18 protein-coding genes are annotated in these 17,552 nt (G+C 65.6%); 8 read left to right on the top strand and 10 right to left on the bottom strand.

Annotated features, from left to right (window positions below):
• Window positions 1-52: 52 nt before the first annotated feature.
• The 5 genes from JQ572_RS01190 to JQ572_RS01170 form a co-directional block, all read right to left on the bottom strand.
• Window positions 53-859 carry an SDR family NAD(P)-dependent oxidoreductase gene (locus JQ572_RS01190; protein ID WP_211381161.1) on the bottom strand — a complete coding sequence of 269 codons (807 nt, stop codon included), beginning with the start codon at window positions 857-859 and terminating at the stop codon, window positions 53-55.
• Between the two features lie 12 nt (window positions 860-871).
• A complete protein-coding gene (locus JQ572_RS01185) occupies window positions 872-1,255 on the bottom strand; it encodes a DUF1850 domain-containing protein (protein WP_256807318.1) in 384 nt (127 codons plus the stop codon).
• Complete coding sequence (locus tag JQ572_RS01180) at window positions 1,252-3,363, bottom strand: TRAP transporter permease (RefSeq protein WP_211381159.1); 2,112 nt, start codon at window positions 3,361-3,363, stop codon at window positions 1,252-1,254. Before JQ572_RS01180 ends, JQ572_RS01185 begins: the two co-directional genes overlap by 4 nt.
• A gap of 171 nt (window positions 3,364-3,534) precedes the next feature.
• A complete protein-coding gene (locus tag JQ572_RS01175; protein ID WP_211381158.1) occupies window positions 3,535-4,482 on the bottom strand; it encodes a TAXI family TRAP transporter solute-binding subunit in 948 nt (315 codons plus the stop codon).
• A gap of 221 nt (window positions 4,483-4,703) precedes the next feature.
• Window positions 4,704-5,183, bottom strand: a complete 480-nt coding sequence (locus JQ572_RS01170) for a hypothetical protein (protein ID WP_211381157.1) — start codon at window positions 5,181-5,183, stop codon at window positions 4,704-4,706.
• Window positions 5,184-5,379: 196 nt separating this feature from the next.
• Between JQ572_RS01170 and JQ572_RS01165 the strand changes: the two genes are divergently transcribed.
• Entirely contained in the window at window positions 5,380-5,694 is a 315-nt protein-coding gene (locus JQ572_RS01165) for a hypothetical protein (protein WP_211381156.1), read from the top strand.
• A 74-nt stretch (window positions 5,695-5,768) separates the two neighbouring features.
• Here the strand turns inward: JQ572_RS01165 and JQ572_RS01160 are convergent, their stop codons facing one another.
• Both JQ572_RS01160 and JQ572_RS01155 read right to left on the bottom strand, forming a co-directional pair.
• A complete protein-coding gene (locus tag JQ572_RS01160; RefSeq protein WP_211381155.1) occupies window positions 5,769-6,983 on the bottom strand; it encodes a hypothetical protein in 1,215 nt (404 codons plus the stop codon).
• Between the two features lie 56 nt (window positions 6,984-7,039).
• Entirely contained in the window at window positions 7,040-7,669 is a 630-nt protein-coding gene (locus tag JQ572_RS01155) for an NUDIX hydrolase (RefSeq protein WP_372703222.1), read from the bottom strand.
• 67 nt (window positions 7,670-7,736) lie between these two features.
• Here JQ572_RS01155 and JQ572_RS01150 point away from each other — a divergent pair, with 67 nt between their 5' ends.
• From JQ572_RS01150 to JQ572_RS01120, 7 genes are all read left to right on the top strand, one after another.
• Window positions 7,737-8,162 carry a PaaI family thioesterase gene (locus JQ572_RS01150; RefSeq protein ID WP_249128789.1) on the top strand — a complete coding sequence of 142 codons (426 nt, stop codon included), beginning with the start codon at window positions 7,737-7,739 and terminating at the stop codon, window positions 8,160-8,162.
• 161 nt (window positions 8,163-8,323) lie between these two features.
• Window positions 8,324-9,346, top strand: coding sequence for an aldo/keto reductase (locus JQ572_RS01145; protein ID WP_211381152.1), 1,023 nt, complete (start codon window positions 8,324-8,326; stop codon window positions 9,344-9,346).
• A 15-nt stretch (window positions 9,347-9,361) separates the two neighbouring features.
• A complete protein-coding gene (locus JQ572_RS01140) occupies window positions 9,362-10,675 on the top strand; it encodes a tetratricopeptide repeat protein (protein ID WP_211381151.1) in 1,314 nt (437 codons plus the stop codon).
• Window positions 10,676-10,870: 195 nt separating this feature from the next.
• Window positions 10,871-11,446 carry a hypothetical protein gene (locus JQ572_RS01135; protein ID WP_211381150.1) on the top strand — a complete coding sequence of 192 codons (576 nt, stop codon included), beginning with the start codon at window positions 10,871-10,873 and terminating at the stop codon, window positions 11,444-11,446.
• 158 nt (window positions 11,447-11,604) lie between these two features.
• Window positions 11,605-13,464: a sensor histidine kinase gene (locus tag JQ572_RS01130; RefSeq protein ID WP_211381149.1), complete on the top strand. Its 1,860-nt coding sequence runs from the start codon at window positions 11,605-11,607 to the stop codon at window positions 13,462-13,464.
• 220 nt (window positions 13,465-13,684) lie between these two features.
• Window positions 13,685-14,254, top strand: a complete 570-nt coding sequence (locus JQ572_RS01125) for a cysteine hydrolase family protein (protein WP_211381148.1) — start codon at window positions 13,685-13,687, stop codon at window positions 14,252-14,254.
• A gap of 180 nt (window positions 14,255-14,434) precedes the next feature.
• Complete coding sequence (locus JQ572_RS01120; protein WP_211381147.1) at window positions 14,435-14,752, top strand: hypothetical protein; 318 nt, start codon at window positions 14,435-14,437, stop codon at window positions 14,750-14,752.
• A gap of 53 nt (window positions 14,753-14,805) precedes the next feature.
• Here the strand turns inward: JQ572_RS01120 and JQ572_RS01115 are convergent, their stop codons facing one another.
• From JQ572_RS01115 to JQ572_RS01105, 3 genes are read right to left on the bottom strand one after another with little or no spacing between them, the layout of a single operon-like run.
• Window positions 14,806-16,077, bottom strand: a complete 1,272-nt coding sequence (locus JQ572_RS01115; RefSeq protein WP_211381146.1) for a flavin monoamine oxidase family protein — start codon at window positions 16,075-16,077, stop codon at window positions 14,806-14,808.
• A 9-nt stretch (window positions 16,078-16,086) separates the two neighbouring features.
• Window positions 16,087-16,797 (bottom strand): RibD family protein, encoded by a 711-nt coding sequence (locus tag JQ572_RS01110; protein ID WP_211381145.1) that lies wholly within the window; start codon window positions 16,795-16,797, stop codon window positions 16,087-16,089.
• Between the two features lie 20 nt (window positions 16,798-16,817).
• A complete protein-coding gene (locus JQ572_RS01105; RefSeq protein WP_211381144.1) occupies window positions 16,818-17,480 on the bottom strand; it encodes an FABP family protein in 663 nt (220 codons plus the stop codon).
• Between the last annotated feature and the right edge of the window lie 72 nt (window positions 17,481-17,552).

Here is a 17,552-nt window from a genome sequence, read left to right as displayed (position 1 = left end):
TCCCGGGTTCGCGCTCTGCGCGCCCCGGGGCGACAGCGGAGTATGAGACGGCTTACGCGCCCGCCTTGCAGGTGATCCCGCCGTCGACCACCAGCTCGATCCCCGTCACATATTTCGACTCGTCCGACGCCAGGAACAGCGCGGCGTTGGCGACGTCGAAGGCGTCGCCCATGTGGCCCATCGGCACCTGCGCATCGCGCGCGCGCCACATCGCCTCGACGTCGCCCTTGGCGTAGCTGTTCGCAAGTCCGGCGGAATGCTCCACCATCGGCGTCTTCATCAAGCCGGGCAGGATCGCGTTGACGCGCACATGATGGCGCGCGAACTCGATCGCGGTGGTGCGGGTCATCTGGTTCATCGCCGCCTTCGAGGTGCCGTAGGTGACGTAGGAGATGCCCATGTGGCGGATCGAGGCGATCGAGGAGATGTTGATGATCGAGCCGCCGCCCTGCTTCACCATGACAGGAATGACATGCTTCATGGCGAAATAGGCACTCTTGAGATTGACGCTGAAGACGCGGTCCCAGCTCTCCTCGGTCACCTCGACCACGCTACCCATTTCGGCGATGCCGACATTGTTGTCGAGCACGTCGACGCGGCCATAGGCCTTCAGGCACGCCGCGACCATCGCCTCGATCTCGGCAGGCCGCGAGACGTCGGCGGTGAAAGCGGTCGCGTTGCCACCTTCATCCGTGATGAGCTTCGCGGTCTCCTCGGCCGCCGCGCCGTTGCGGTCGACGCAAAACACCTGCGCGCCCTCGCGCGCAAAGGTCACCGCGGTAGCCTTGCCGTTGCCCCAGCCCGGTCCGATCGAACCGGCGCCCACCACCATCGCAACCTTGCCCTTGAGCCGATCCATCGCGTGTCTCCCTTATTTCTGCTGTTCTTCGCAGACCTTCATCGTGGTGACGTTAGCACCAATGGGATGACCGACAATCTCCGACAACGTCCGGCACGTGCCGTCATGGCAGAGCCGCCATTCCCCCGCCGCGCCGGAATTGCCGAGCACGACCTCCGGCATCGGCGCGCGCTCAGGCCTCCACTGAAACCAGCCGTCGACCAGCCGCGCCTCGGGCGGCGGCTCCATGCCGGGGCCGGTGCCCTTCACCCGCGCCTGCACCAGTTCGAGACCGGCGGGGGTGACGCGCCAGTCCTCCTGCCAGTCGACCCTTGCGATCGAATGCGTCCACACCAGCGTGAAGGCGGTCAGCGCCAGCGCCTTCACGCCCGAGGCTGTCGCAAGACAGAGGCTCACACCGCCTCGACCGTTGCCGGCGGACGCTGCCGCCACTGCCACAGCGCCACCGCGGCAGAGAGCAGAAAGCCTGCGGTGTCGCTGAACGGGAAGTCGCCGAGCAGGCAGAGCGCGGCGCCGAGCGCGACCAGGCGTTCGAGCAGCGTCAGGCGCGTGAACAGGAAGCCGATCGCCACCATGCCGAACAGCGCAATCGCCACCAGCGCCTTGAAACTCGCGAGCGCCACCGCGCCGTAGAACCCGAGCTTGGCCGCCATGGGATCGCCGGCCTGCAGCATCAGGGCCGGCGAATAGACGAAGATGAAGGGAATGACGTAGCCGGCGAGCGCGATGCGCATCGCCTCCCAGCCGATCTTGTCAGGGTTCTCCTTCGCGATCGGAGCCGCCGCGAGCGCTGCCAGCGCCACCGGCGGCGAGAGGTCGGCCATGATGCCGTAATAGAACGCGAACATGTGGCTCGCGATCAGGGGCACGCCGAGTTTCGCCAGCGCGGGCGCGGCGAGCGCAGCGGTGATGATGTAGGTCGGGATGGTCGGAATGCCGGTGCCGAGCAGGATCGACAGCAGCATGGTCATGATCAGCGCCAGGAACAGGCTCTTCTCGCCGAGACCGATCACCCAGCCGCCGAAGATGGTGCCGACGCCGGTCTGCGACATCATGCCGATGATGACGCCGACGATGGCGCAGGCCATGCCGACGGTGATGGCGGATTTGGCGCTTTCGGCCAGCGCATCGCGGCAGGCGCGCAGGGCGGCAAACCCGCCGCGCACGAACGCGGTGATGACGATCAAGCCGACGACGACGCCTGCAACCGGCACGATCTGAAGGCCGTCACGCGACAGCGCCGCGACGACGAGCGCAAGCCCGATCCAGAAGATGGTGCGGATCGCCGTGTGAGAGACGCCCGCCGTGATGCTGGCGCCCAGGATTAACGCCACCGTGAGCGCGAGGCCCATGCTGCCGGCATAGAGCGGCGTGAAGCCTTCGAACAGCATGTAGACCAGCGCGGCGAGTGGCAGCACGAGATACCAGCGTGTCACCAGCGCCTTCCAGGCGCTCGGTATCTCCGAGCGCTTCATGCCGGTGAGACCGTGCTTGCCGGCTTCCAGATGCACCATCCAGAAGGCGGAGGCGAAATAGAGGATCGCGGGGATCGCGGCCGCCTTCACGATCTCCGAATACTGGACGCCGAGCGTCTCCGCCATGATGAAGGCGACCGCGCCCATCACCGGCGGCATGATCTGCCCGCCCATCGAGGCCGTGGCCTCGACGCCGGCGGCGAAGGCGCGGCGGTAACCGAACCTGATCATCAGCGGAATGGTGAACTGGCCGACGGTGACGACATTGGCGACGCCCGAGCCGGAGATCGTGCCCATCATCCCCGAGGCGAACACCGCGACCTTGGCCGGGCCGCCGCGGGTCCTGCCGAATAGCCCAAGAGAAACGTCAGTGAACAGCTGGATCATGCCGGCGCGCTCCAGGAACGAGCCGAACAGGATGAACAGGAAGATGTAGGTCGCCGAGACGTAGATCGGCACGCCGTAGAAACCTTCGGTGCCGAACGACAGATGCGTGATGATCTGGTCGAAATCGTAGCCGCGATGGTTGAGCGGCGACGGCAGATACTGCCCGAAGAACCAGTAGACGAGGCAGGCGCCGCACATCAGCGGCAGCGCCGCGCCCATCAGGCGCCGTGTGCCCTCGAAGATCAGCACCGCGAGCAGTGTGCCGACCACGAGATCGAGGCGGGTCGGATCACCGTCGCGCGCGATCAGATCCGCGTAGAAGATCCACTGATAGAGACCACATAAGAAGCCGGCGCCGCCGATCACCCAGCCGAGCGCGCGGCCGGCCGCGCTCTTCGCGGTGAAGTTGCCGATCAGGCCGAAGGTGAGGAGAACGAGGAAGCCGACATGGACCCCGCGCACCACCTGGCTCGGCAGATAGTTGAAGGCGGCGACATAGAGCTGGAAGGTCGCGAACGCGATGCCGATCCAGTAGGCGAGATGGCCCCACCAGCCCGGACCGAACCCTTCCGGGAACCCATGCTCGAAATTGTCGAACTCGACCTTGATGGGCGCCGCTTGGCTACCCTCTGCCTGCAACATCGATATGTCCCCGCGCCCTGCTGGGGCGTTCTTACAGCATTCGCGCTGCGCCCTGAATACGTCATGCCCGGGCCAAAGCGCGAAGCGCGTCTTCGCGTAGACCCGGGCATCCATCGAAAGGCGATTGTTTGAGGATGGATGGCCGGGTCAAGCCCGGCCATGACACCTGTCCTACTTGATCAGCCCTTTTTCCTTGTAATAGCGGATCGCGCCGGGGTGCAGCGGAACCGGACTGCCATTGGCGGCCGTCTCGAGCTTGATCTCCTTGCCGGCCACGTGCGCGTTCTGCAATTCCGGCAGCGACTCGTAGACCAGTTTCGTCATCTGGTAGGCGAGATCGTCCGACACCGCCGAGCTGGTGACGAGGTAGTTCACGACGGCTGCGGTCGGAACGTCCTTGTCCTGGCCGGCATAGGTGTTGGCCGGAATGATCGCAGCGATGAACGGAGGGCCGATCTTGTCGACGGTCTCCTTCGGCACCGACACCACCGTGATCGGGCTGGACGTCGAGAGATCCTTCAGCGAGGCGACGCCGAGGCCGGCCGATTGCAGCGTCGCTGCGAGCTGCCGGTTCTTCATGAGGTCGACGGATTCGGCGAACGGCAGATACTCGACCTTGCCGAGGTCCTTGTAGCTCATGCCGGCCGCCGCGAGGATCGCGCGCGAATTGAGCTCGGTGCCCGACTTCGGCGCACCGACCGACAGGCTCTTGCCCTTGAGATCGGCCAGCGTCTTGATGCCGCTCTCGGCGGTCGCGACGATCTGGATGTAGTTCGGGTAGATCGCGCCGATGGTGCGCAGCTTGTCGAGCTTGGTCTTGAAGCCCGCCTCCTCGTCGCCATCCCAGGCGGCCTTGAGCGAGTCGCCCAGCGTGAACGCCAGTTCGCCGCGGCCCTGCTGGAGCAGGATCAAATTCTCGACCGACGCCTTGGTGGCCTGCACCTGCGTCTTCACGTTCGGAATCTTGTCGCCGTAGATCTTCCCGATCGCGACCCCGAGCGGATAGTAGACGCCGGAGGTGCCGCCGGTCAGCACGTTGATGAAGGATTGCGCCTGGGCGCAAGGTGCCGACGCCGCCAGAGCAAGAGCCGCGGCCACGCCGATGATCGTCCGTTTCATGATTTTGTACTCCCCAAACCGGCGGCGAAATTGGCCGGATGAGGGGTGCGGGTCAACCCATCCAATAGGCAAAACAGGACTGCAGTAAACGGCCGATCCGGCTCGGCTTTTGGGGAACCCGGCGGGTGCGGCGAGGTGGCGCAGCCGGAGACGATGGCTGCGCCCGAACCGATCGGGTTCGAGCGCGCGACCAGCTCACTGGCATGCCCTACTGGCAAGCCCTACTGGAAAGTCATGTCCAGGCACTTGGAAATGTCGGAGCCGAGGCCCGAGGAGATGGTGATGCAGCCGCGGATCTTCTGCGCGTTGACGTCGGCGGCCCAGACCGAGTAGCCGCCGGGGCCGAAGAACGAATTGGTGTTCGGCGGCTCGGTCTCGGTCACGTCGAAATCATAATGGCCGTCGCCCTCGAAGATGCGCGGCTTCTTGGTGCAGCCGCCGTCGGTCTGGACGTTGATGACTTCCTTGTTGTCGCGGGTCAGCGCCAGCGAGACCTGGCAGCGGAAATATTCCGAGGTCTTGGTGTTGAAGAGGTAAGTGTAGGACTTGCAGGTCGCGGTGTTCAGCTTGCCCGGGGCAAGGCCGCGGCTGCACGAAATCCGCTGGTTGTGGCTGAGCTGGTAATCATCGGCCCAGGCGGCCGGCGCCAACGCGGTCAGCAACAGGCCGGCGGCCGAGCAAGCTTTAGTGACGAGGTTCATCCGAATCATCCCCTACCCCATATTTTTGTCGAATTGCGTTCTAGACGGAAAGCGGAACATAGTCGCGCGGGGACGAAGGGAAAATCACAAACTGCTGGGAAAGACGTGATGCGCTGCGGCGCTTTCGCAAATTGACCAGGACACATCGTTCGTGATTTGTTCAAGTCGCGGACCCCAATGGCGGGGAGGATGGATGATGGCATTTTCAACAAAGACATTTGCACTTGTTTCGGTTGCACTCGTAACGGCGCTCGGCGCGTTCGCCGCGCCGGCATTCGCGCAGACCACAGCCACGCCGTGGGAGCTCAAATCCGACACCGGCTATGCCTATGACAAGGAAGGCAAGACCCTCTCCTACAAGATGGGCACCAACAATGCCGGCGAGCTGCTGAAGGGTGCCAAGAAGGTGCCAAAGGGCACGCTGTTCTTCATCGGCCAGAACGGCCAGCTCTACATGCGCAGCGGCCCGTATCTGGAAGGCGACGGCAAGTTCAAGTTCGGGTCGAATTAGCAGGCGGGCGGCGCGGCGCCACGCGTTCGGCGTCGTCCCGGAAGGAGGGGACGTCACCTTTCATAGCGCTGCCGTCAAAACGCCCCCGCCAGCTCCCGCGCGCCGGCATTTTTGCCATTGCTGTCCATCCGCGTGTCCGTCACCGCGAGCAGCTTGGCCACCGTGTTGTGCCGGATCGCGACCGGGTTGCGCTCATAGCCGCCGCGCTGGAAGAAGTTCGAGGTCGGCACCTGCTCGCGCATCGCCTGCGGCATCGTCACCATGTCGAGGCCGGTGCCGTCGCCGGTGAGGTTCATCATCTCGAGCTCGGCCGCGCTGAGCGGGCGGGTGTAGCCCTTGGCGCGCGCGAACAGCACCGACGTCAGCAGCTTGTGGGTCTGCAACATCGGACCGATATCGATGTCGAGCACCATCGCATGCATGGCCCAGCCCTGCGCGGTATTGCCGATCTTCTCGTGCTCCGACCAGGAGTCGGGCACCGACTTCGCATGCGCCACCATTTTCTTCAGGACAGTGAGCTTGTGCTCGAGCGATTGGCGCGCCGGCCCTGAGGTCCGTGCGACCTTTTCACTCAGCGCACGAATGAATTCATGGCCCTGCTCGGCCAGCAGCTCGACGCTGTTGGTGGTCAAGAGCTGATTGTAGCCCATCGCGGTCGAGATCGCGCGCTTGCCGCCATGCTCGATTCCCGCCTGCACGTCGTAGCTGCCGGTGCCGCCGGTCTCGAACGAATAGACCCGCACGGCCTGCTCGCGCGTCAGGCCCGAAGCGAGCGCGTAACGCGCATAGGCACGCTTGAACTCGATCTCGCTGGCCGGCCGCTGCGGCGTGAAATGGTAGAGGTCCTGCGCCGCGCGGAGGAGATCGGCGACGACGGGTATCGGCTTCCTGGTCGGGCGATCCGGCGTTTCCTCCGGCTCCGGGTTCACCGGCCGCTTCGGCCCGCTGTAGAGCGGCGGATGCTCCAGCACATAGTCGTCGAGCGTGATCTGCTGCCCGCTGCGCCGCTTGGCGTTGCGACCTTTCCGCTTCTCGGAGATCTGGCTCCAATAGGCGCCGGCCTCCTCGTCGAAGGCCGCGCGTGCGGCCTGATATTCCTGCAGCTTGCGGCGATATTCGAGCACGGCGGGCGACGCCCCACCTTGCGCAAAAAACTGCGACAGCAACTGCGCCTTGGCATCGCGGACGGCGGGCGCCAGCGCGTCGGCCCCGCCACCACGCGCGGCGGGCGCGAGCAGAACGAGCGCGAGTGGAACCAGCCTCACGGCATTTCGAATCGAATGACGCATGCCGCCCTCTTAGCAGGCATCCGGTAACCGTCACGTTAACGCGCCGTTTACCATCGTCACTTCCAGGCGAACACCGGCTGTTCCAGCTCGGTGACACGGGTATGCCGTCCCGCCAGCACCTCGCGGAACTGGTAGATCAGCGCCGCCGTCGGCGCGTGGATCAGGCTCGCCTGGTGATGGAAACGGATGACGCGGCGCGTGCTCTCGGGGATCGCGACGAAATCGAAGGCCTCAGTGCGTTCGATCGTCGCGAGCGCGATGCGGTGGACCGAAGCCACCTCGTCCGGGTTTGGCTTGATCGCCGCGCTATCGGCGGCCCAGACCACGACCGGTGTGATCAGATAGCCCGAGCGGGTCGGATAATCGTCGAGCGTGCCGAGTACCTCTGCGCCGGTGAGGCGAAGGCCAAGCTCCTCGTCGAGCTCGCGCAGCGCCGCCTCGACCGGTGTCTCGCCGGCGTCGCAGCGTCCGCCCGGCAAGGCCCATTGGCCGCGATGGGCACGTAGATGCGATGCGCGCAGCGTGAGCAGGAAGGCGGTGTCGTCGCCTTCATCGGATGCGGTCAGCGCAAGCACCACCGCAGCACGCTTCAACTTGGACGGCTCGGCCTCGTCAGGCAGCCGCGCGAAGGACGCGCAGGCGTCTGCGATATTCCGTCTGGTGGCATCATCGAAAGCTCTCATGATGCTTGACTACACCAGGACTGCATCTGATGAAACGAGGAGAAAGACGCGTGCAAGGATGGACTGGGCGATGATCGACAAGACCGCCGCAAAGCTCAAATCAGACGGCTGGACGATCGTCGACACCAGCGGTTTCATTCACCTCATCGGCCCGCTCTGGGAACGCAAGGTCGATGGCCACTACGAGTTCGCGCTGGCCACCGAGGACAAGCACCACAACCGCCGCGGCATGGTCCAGGGCGGCGTGATGATGACCTTCGCCGACCGCACCTGCGGCATGACCGCCCGCTACGAGACAGGCAAGCACTACATGGCGACGGTGCAGCTCGACACCCATTTCGTCGAAGCCGGCAAGATCGGCGACATCCTGATCTCCCGCCCGCGCGTGGTGCGGACGACGCGCAGCCTGATCTTCATGAGCACGGAGGTGTTGGTTGAAGACCGCTGCGTGGTGATGGCGAATGGCGTCTTCAAGATATTGAAGGGGCCGGAGTAGGCGGCCGGTCATACTGCCACCGCGCTCCCCACCCACAGCTGTCGTCCCGGCGAAGGCCGGGACGACGAGAGATGACGCATTCCTGGACTGCTTCGCTGCGCTCGCAATGACCGAACCGGGCGGCTATGCTGAAGCTTCCGATAAAGTCGAGGAAACAGCCCATGCAATACCGCCAACTCGGCCGCAGCGGCCTGAAAGTGTCGCCAATCTGTTTGGGCACCATGATGTTCGGCGGGCCGACGGATGAAGCCACGTCGAAGCGGATCATCGCGAAGGCGCACGAGGCAGGCATCAATTTCATCGACACGGCGGACGCCTATTCGAAAGGTGGATCCGAGGAGGTGGTGGGACGCGCCATCGCCGGCAACCGTCACGCCTGGGTGCTCGCCACCAAGCTCGCCAATCCCATGAACAATGGTGCGGGCAACGATCCCAACCGCGCCGGCCTGTCGCGGCGCTGGGTGCTGCAGGCCGCCGACGAAAGCCTGAAGCGGCTCGGCACCGATCACATCGACGTCTATTATCTGCACAAGGAAGATCATGCGACGCCGCTGGAAGAGACGGTGCGCGCGATGGGCGATTTGATCCGCGCCGGCAAGGTGCGCTATTTCGGCGTCTCGAACTACCGCGCCTGGCGCGTCGCCGAGATCTGCAACATCTGTGACCGGCTCGGCATCGACAGACCCGCGGTGAGCCAGCCCTATTACAACGCGATGAACCGCATGCCGGAGGTCGAGCACTTTCCGGCCTGTTCCTATTACGGCCTCGGCATCGTGCCCTACAGCCCGCTGGCGCGCGGCGTGCTCACCGGCAAATACAAGCCGGATGCAGTCCCGGACAAGGAGACGCGCGCGGGCCGTAACGACACCCGCATGATGCAGACCGAATGGCGGCCGGAATCGCTCCAGCTCGCGCAGGAGATCAAGACCCACGCCGAGAAGAAGGGCATCACCGCCGGTCAGTTCGCGGTCGCCTGGGTGCTGAACTCCGCCTTTGTCTCCTCGATCGTCGCCGGCCCGCGCACGGAGGAGCAATGGAACGGCTACACGGGCGCGCTCGACTATCGCTTCACGGCGGACGACGAAGCGCTGATCGACAGGCTGGTCGTTCCGGGTCATCCCTCGACGCCTGGCTATAACGACCCGGCCTATCCGATCGAGGGCCGCCGCGCACGGACGGCTTGAATCGCGGAGACGACGATGGCGCTTGAAGACCGCTACGGCCTGCCGCTCTCCACCTCTTCGGATGAGGCAGCAAACGCCTATCGCGAAGGTGTCGACCACATGCTCGCTGGCTGGACCGGCACGGCGGAGACGCTGGAGCGCGCCATCGCCGCCGATCCGGACTTTGCGCTTCCCCATATCGCCCGCGCCCGCGTGCATGCCTTCTATCAGCAGGGCGACCTCGCGCGGCAGAAGGCGGCCCGCGCGCGCGAGTTGGTCGCAAAGCGCGGCACGGAGCGTGAGCGTTCGCATGTCGAGACCCTGGCGCTGGCGATCGAGGGCCGGCTGCCCGAGGCGATCGCGGCGACGCTGAAACACGTCGAGGCATGGCCGCGCGATGCCGTGGTGCTGTCGCTGCCGCTCGGCGCGTTCGGCCTGTTCGCCTTCTCCGGCATGGCCGATCACGACCGCGCGCGGCATGAGCTGTGCGAGCGCGTCGCACATCATTACGGCGAGGACTGGTGGTTCCTCACCATGTCCGGCTGGGCCATGACCGAGAATGGCGACGTCGCCCGCGGCCGCGGCGTCACCGAGCGCGGCTTCGACCTGCGACGTCAGAACGCCCATGCTGCGCACGCGGTGTTGCATGCGATGTTCGAGGACGGCTCGATCGAGGCGGCCGACCGGCTCGTCGACGAATGGATCCCCTCCTACGACCGCGCCGGAATCCTGCACGGCCACATCCGCTGGCATCAGGCGCTCGGCGCGCTCGAGCATGGCGACGCGGCCCGCGCGCTTGCGATCTATGCCGACGTGCTCCAGCCTTCCGCCACGCAGGCGCCGCCGCTCAACGTCATCACCGATGGCGCGTCGCTTTTGTGGCGCCTGTCGGCTTACGGCCACACGGTGCCGGAGGCACTTTGGCGCGATGCCGATGCCACCGCGCAAAGACTGTTTCCGAAATCGAGCCTGCCCTTTGCCGACGTCCACATGGCGCTGTTCGCCGCGGCAACGCAAAACCGCGAGGCGCTCGCCGCGCGGCTCACCGTGATCGAGCAACGGCTCGCTGACGGCAAGCTGCCGGCCGGCCCCGTGGTGCCGGCGATCTGCCGCGCGCTGGCGGCCTTTGCCGACGAGGATTACGCGGCATGCGTGCAAATGCTCACGCCGGTTCTCGCTGACGTCGTGCGCATCGGCGGCAGCCACGCCCAGCGCGAGCTGATCGAGGACACTTTTGTCGTCGCCCTCATGCGCAGCGGCGAGTTGCCCCGCGCCCGCGCGCTGCTCGATGCCCGCCTGCACCGCCGGCCCTCGCTCCGGGATACGCGCTGGCAGGCGGCGATGGGCTAGTTTGCCACGAAAAAAACATCGGCCTGGCGGCAAGTGCCTGCTAGGGACGGGGTTGGCGCGATCGGTCTGATCGCCGATGGGTGGCACGGTGGTATTCCAGAGAGGCATGGCCGGACGAACGGGATCGCAACCAATTTGCGGTTCAATGGTTGTTGGACGGACCTTTTCCGTGGCCCCTGGCATACGAGCCTGACGATGCGCCTCCGCCGACCGGTCCTGGCTGCAACACTCATCGCTCTCGCAAGCCCTTGTTTTGGCGAGTCTTCCTTGCCGATTCCCGTCAACAACCCTCCGGCCCCAAACGCTTTCGTCGACCTGCTGGCGCTGATGTCCGGCCACTGCAAGACGCTGAAGGTGGCCGGGCGCACGTTCGCCTGCAAGACGGTCGCCTACGCCCATGGTGACGGGGGGCGGGTCAATTTCGCGGTCGCGGTCGACGACCCCACAGACGAGAATCACGTCGTGTCGTTCTCCGGCGAGAACGGCAAGCGCGCCGACGACAATTCCTACGAGCTGCCGATCGACCGCATGCTGCTCAATTCCAAGGACCGCCCCAAGGTCGACGGCCTGCCGGTGCCGGCGGAGCAGACCTCCACCGGCATCTGCCGCCAGACCGGCAATTTTGCCGCCAGGAAGGTGACTGATGTCACCTGCTCTGCCACCGACAGCGAGGGCCGCCGCTACGAACTGCTGTTCGTCTCCGACGGTACGCCGGTGAGCGTGCGCCGTATCAGGCAATCGGCGCCGTCGATCCAGGATCCGTTCAAGTAACGGTCCTTCCTTACCGCTCTGCATGCGGGCGAGGCGAACTGCCGCCTGCGCGGCACCGCCGGATCACATCCTTTCGTTGAAACTATGGGACCGGCAGGTATGCTCGGATGCGTCCTCCTCGAGGAGGCGCCGGCAGCAAACCACAGGCCAACCCAGCAATGCGAACGATCATCGCGATCAAGCGGATCCTGATCGTCTGCCTGTTCGCAAGCCTGGCGCATGAATGCGCTGCAGCCGACGGTCCGGGGCAGCGCTCGATCCTGGTGCTGGAAGACGCCGACTTTCGTTCGCCGTTCTATTCGGAGATTTTTGCCGGTATCCGCACCGCCGCGAAGGACAATGGACATATCCATACCGTGATCTACGGCGAAAGCCTCGATCTCGCCCGTTTCCCGGGACCGGACTACGAGGAGAGCCTGGTCGGTCATCTCAAGACCAAATACGCGCACCGGTCGATCGACGTCATCGTCTCGATCGGCGTCGCATCGGCGAAATTCCTTCAGGGACGCAAGCACGACATCTGGCCCGCCGCACCCGTGGTTTACGGCTTCGTGCCCGATCTGCCCGAGGTGCGCGCGCTGTTTCTGCCCGGCACGACCGCGATCTTCGCCAAGGTGCTACCGACGCAGTTGCTGACTGCGGCACGCGCTGTCGTCCCCGACCTGACTAGCGTCGTCCTCGTGGGCGAGGCATGGAAAAATCCGCTGACATACGGCCACTGGAAGCAGGAATTCGCGGCCGCGATGCCGGATCTCGAGGTTATCGATCTGTCCGACAGGGTGATGCGGGAGGTGCGCGAACGGGTCCGCTCCCTGCCCCCGCGCTCTGCAATCCTGACCTCGGCGATGTATTCCGACGGCGAAGGCACCTACTATCTGCCGGCCGCGGCGCTTGCGCGCGTCGCCGAGCACGCGAACCGCCCGATCATCATCACCTCCGATACATTTCTTGGGCGGACGGGAGTTGGCGGCTTCCTGCTGCTGCCCGAAACCATTGGACGGGAAGCCGGCCAAGTGGCCATGCGGATTCTCGGCGGCGAAGCGCCGTCGAGCATCCCGCCCGTTGCCGGAGACAACGTGAAGCCGATCTTCGACTGGCGACAGCTCAAGCTCTGGAATGTGGACGAAGCCCATCTGCCCCCGGGTAGCCGGGTGCGTTTCCGGGAACCGAGCTTCTGGGAGCAGTATTACTGGCGCGTCATGATCAGCGCAGGCGTGGTGCTGGCGCAGACGATGATGATCGCCATCCTCCTGCGCGAGCGCAGGCTGAGATTTCTGGCGGAGGTCGAGGCACGTCAGCGCATGTCGGAGCTTGCCCACATGAACCGCCGTGCGACCGCAGGCGAGATGTCTGCCTCGATCGCGCACGAGCTGAGCCCGCCGCTCGCCGCCATTCTGATCAATGCTGAGACCGCCGAGCAGGTGTTGCAGGCGCCGGCTCCTGACCTCGGCGTCGTCAGGGATATACTGGGTGATATTCGCCGCGACGATCGGCGCGCAAGCGAGATCGTGGTTCGGCTGCGCTCGTTTCTGAAGAGAGTCCCCACAGAACGCCGCGAGCTCGACCTCAACGCGACGGTCGGCGAGGTGTTTCGGTTCCTATCGATCCAGGCCCTGACCTACGACGTCGCGCTCGCGACCGACCCATCGTCCTCGGATATCCGCGTCAATGCCGACAAGGTGCAGCTGCAGCAGGCCATTCTGAACCTGGTCATGAATGCCATCGATGCGGTGACCGACCTGCCGGAGGATCGGCGACGCATCGTCGGTCGAACCAGCCTCGCAAGCGACAATCAGGCCATGGTCTCCATCGCGGATGCCGGCGACGGCATCTCTACGGAAAAGGTGGCCGAAATCTTCAAGCCGTTTTTCACGACCAAGACGCAGGGCATGGGCATCGGCCTCTCGATCACGCGCACGATCATCGAGGCACATGGCGGGCGCATCTGGGCCGAGAACGCGCCGACAGGAGGCGCCGTCTTTCATATCAGCCTGCCGCTCGCAGGCATTGCGCGCTGATCGAGGGGGGCGACCTCGCCGAACCAGACCGGCAGCCATCACGGCCGCGCCCCTCATCGCCGACAAGGACGCGATCCTCACCGCGCTGTCCGAGCGCCACGGCTTCCCCCACCCGCATCCGTGAGCGGTTTCGCGCCGTCACGAAACGAGGGAAATTCGGCGTTGCCTGCGCCAGCCGGCGCCTCGCATACTCGGCGCGACAAATCGGAATCCGCTCTCCATGACCAGCTCCCTCCCTGCCCTCATCGTCGTCGACGTCCAGTGCGCGTTCGACCAGTGGGAGGCGGCGGGCAAGCGTCGCAACAATCCGGACGCGGCCGCGCGCATCGCCGATCTCCTGAAGGCGTTCAGGGCGAGCGGCGCGCCCGTCTTCCACATCCGCCATGAGGGTACCAAGCCGTCCTCGTCATTCCTGCCGACGGACCCCGGCTACGTCGTCAAGGACGAGGCGCGCGAACAGCCCGGCGAAGCCGTGATCGTCAAGCGCGTCAACAGCGCCTTCATCGGCACCGACCTCGAACAGCGCCTGCGCGCAGGCAACATCGCGACGGTCGTCATCTGCGGCGCCACCACCAATCATTGCGTCGAGACGACGACACGCATGGCCGGCAATCTCGGCTTCGACACCAGGCTCGTGCGCGACGCGACCTGGACGTTCGATCGCGTCGGCCCCGATGGCGATGCGCATTCGGCCGAGGCGATCCATGCGATGACGCTGTCGAACCTCGACGGCGAGTTCGCCCGCATCGTCACCACCGGCGAAGTCATCGCTGCGCTCGGAGCGGCGTAACAGCAAGGCGATTGCAAGGCGATTACATGGCGACCGCGGGCCATGCGACGATAGATCGCGCGACGTTCCACCCTTCACGCGCGAATCGGAACTGACATCTGCGTCGTTTCGACGCCCGCACTCGCCGGAACGCGCCGGATGCCCATGTGTTGTCACACGACATTCAACTGGAGTGATGACATGAAGTATCTCATAGTCGCGATGGCCATCGGTGCGGCGGCGCTTGCCGGCGGTTCGGCGGCGAACGCGGCCAATAATTCGAGCGCGAGGCAGAACGCGCAGGCCGGCCAATCGACCGACATCAGTGCGCAGCACAGGCACCACCATCACGGCTATCGCCATCACTGGCGTCCTCGCCATCATCACGGCTATTACCGTCCGCACTACCGGAGCTACGGCTATTACCCGCGCCACCACGGCTATTACGGCGGGGGACCGTACGGATATTACGGCGGCGGTCCCAGCGTGAGTTTCGGCTTCGGCGGCAGCCGCTGGTAAGATGAAAGGCCCGCGCAATGCGGGCCTTTTTTCCGATACTCGCTCACGAGGCACTATCCTCGCAAGATCGTCCCCGCGGTCCCCAGACCGCTCGCCAGCGCCGCCTCGACCGTGCCCATGTCGGCTCCGCGATAGAGCGCCTCCCCGGAGAACAGCACCGCGCCGTCGGCACGCGCGAGGATCGTTTGCGCCTCGCGCGTCCGCGGCGTTGCCCAGGAATAGGCGCCGCCGGCGAATGGATCGTGCGCCCAATTGGTCGCGGCGGCCGCCACGAGATCGCCCGCGATGTCCTCGCGTGGCCGCTTGAAGACGGCCGCGAGCGAATCGATCCCGGCATCGATCAGCCCTTGCGGATCGAGTTGCGACAGCGTCGCCGTGCCCGGGCCGCCGGACCAGCCGGTGAGCACGTGATGCTGGTTCGGATATTGCGTCCACCACACCGGGATCGTCTGGTCCGACAGCAGGAAGGTCATGCCCGCGAGCTCCTGCCTGCGTTCGCGCCACCACGGCCGTCCGAAGCGCAGCAGGATCTTGACGACATTGCCGAAGCCGATATCGGCGGCAGCCGCCGCCTTCGCGCGCGCGCCGCCCGGCAGCGCGATCTCGCGCAGCAGCGGCAGCGGCACGGTGAGGATCACGCGATCGCAGGTAAGCACATCGCCGCCGGCGCAGCGCACGGCAATCGCGCCGCTCGCCTCCTCGATCGCCGACACCGCACGACCAAGCCGGATCGCAACCCCGCGCCTGCGGCACTCGGCCGCCAGGAAGCCGATCAGCGCACCATAGCCGCCATCGATGCGCGCCTGCGCAGAGTGCCCGCCATCCATCCATTCCTCGCGCAGCGCCAGCGTCGAGGCGCGCTCGGGGTCGGCCGCATCGTAGCCCTCGACCATGCGCTCGATCGAATGGCGCATCGGCGCGTAATCATCTCCGGCAAAATGCCGGCGCAGGAAATCGGCGACGGTGAGGTCGTCCTTGAGGTCCCGAAGCGCGGCTTGCAGCTCCGCCACGTGCGGATCGTGGCGATCCTCGCGCAAGATGTTCGCACCGTCGAAACTCCACTGCTCGCCGTCGATCCTCTGCAGGGACAGCCCGGCCTCGCGCAGCAAAGCGCGCGTGACCGGCGCCTCGCCATGGACGAATTCGGCGCCGCCGTCGGCGGGATAGCCGAACTCCGACGCCGGCAGCGGATGGATGCGTCCGCCGCAACGCTCGCGCGCCTCCAGGATCGTCACCTTGCGGCCGGCACGCGCCAGCTCGCGCGCCGCCATCAGGCCGGCCGCGCCGGCGCCGACGATGACGATGTGCTCTGACGTATCTAACATGCCGCGCTCTTACCGGCTCGCAGCTTGCGCGTCGTTGTCGATCAGATACCGCAGCAGCAGGACACCGCCGCCGAGCTCCCGCACGCTCTCCAGCGTCATCGCAGTCAGCGGCGCACGATGGTCGCTGTCGGAGTCGGAGGAGTCGAACACGAAGGGCGCGCCCCTGGCGCCATCGATCGCGGGACTGAGGATCAGGTTGAACTCGTCGATCAGGCCGGCGCGCAGGAACGCGCCATTGGCGACGCCGCCGCCTTCCACCAGCAGACGCTTCACCCCGAGCTCGCGGGCGAGAATGTCGAGCGCCAGTGCCAGGTCGATCTCGGACTTGCCCGCGAAGATGTAGGAGACACCCTCACCGCGCAGGCCCACGAGATGAGAATCCGGCACGCTCTCGGTCAGCACCACGACGATCGGATCGCCGCCGATATCGGAGCGGCCCCAGCCGATCTTGCCCTGCGCGTCGAGCACGACGCCATAGGTCTCGGCATCGCGCCGCGCGAACCAGTTTTGGCGCGGGAGCTTTTCGTTCGACGTCTCGAGATAGGGCTTGCCCTTGGCGAACTCCGAACCGGTGACGCGGCCGATCACCCAGGCATCGCCGCCGAGCTCATCGTGGACCTTCTCGAACCAGTCCGTGCCCGCGCCCTTCGGGCGCCAGCGGCTCGGATGCGTGCGTCCGTCCAGGCTGGAGTGCATCAGACAGATGACGTAGGGCTTCATGCAAATCTCCGCGCCGCGCGTCAGGCCGCCGTTCCGCCGCCCTTGGAGCGATCGTTCACGATCACCGCAAGCGGATTGAGCTTCGGCGGCGCGATGAGCTGCAGCGTGTTGGTGTCGCGATGGTTGAACGGCGCGCCGCGCACGAACAACTCGGTCTGGATCAGATAGGTCCAGCTGCCGTCGTCGTTGAAGGTGATGTCGCAGCGGTAGGCATCGGTGCGGAAGGCTTGTTCCAGAAAGTCGGTCGAGCAGATTCCGTAAGCGGTGTCGCCACGCTTCGCCGTGACGGAGATATTCCTGTCGTCGGGCCCGGCCTTGCCCGAGGCCAGCAGCACCTGCCCGCGCGGGATCGCCAGCGTCTGCATGATCAGCCCGGTCGCCGGTTCCCACAGCCAGTACCCGACCTGGTCGTGGAAGGTGATGTCTTCCTCCGGCGTGTTGATGTGGATGTGATAGCGCAGCCCGTAAAGCAGCTGCGGCCCGTTGGCCTGCGGATCGATCGGGTCCATCCGGATATGCTCGATGAAGGTCCGCCGCTCCGGCCCCTCCGCCTTCGGATTGACGTCGACGCCCTTGTCGGCCTGCCAGACGCCGGCGAGGCGGCGAAGCGGGCCGAGATTGGCCAGGCCATCGGGCGAGACGTCCTCCGGCTCGGTGAAGATATCGGCGGGAAGGGGAAGCATGGGGTCCTCGCGGAAAGTTGCGGGAACAGCCATATCACGGGGATGGGCGGCATGGCTTCACCTATGACCCAC

Source organism: Bradyrhizobium sp. SZCCT0153 (assembly GCF_018129995.1).
Classification (GTDB): Bacteria; Pseudomonadota; Alphaproteobacteria; order Rhizobiales; family Xanthobacteraceae; genus Bradyrhizobium; species Bradyrhizobium japonicum_G.
The sequence above is the reverse complement of the archived record's forward strand: the minus strand, read 5'-3'. Positions and strand labels throughout refer to the sequence as shown.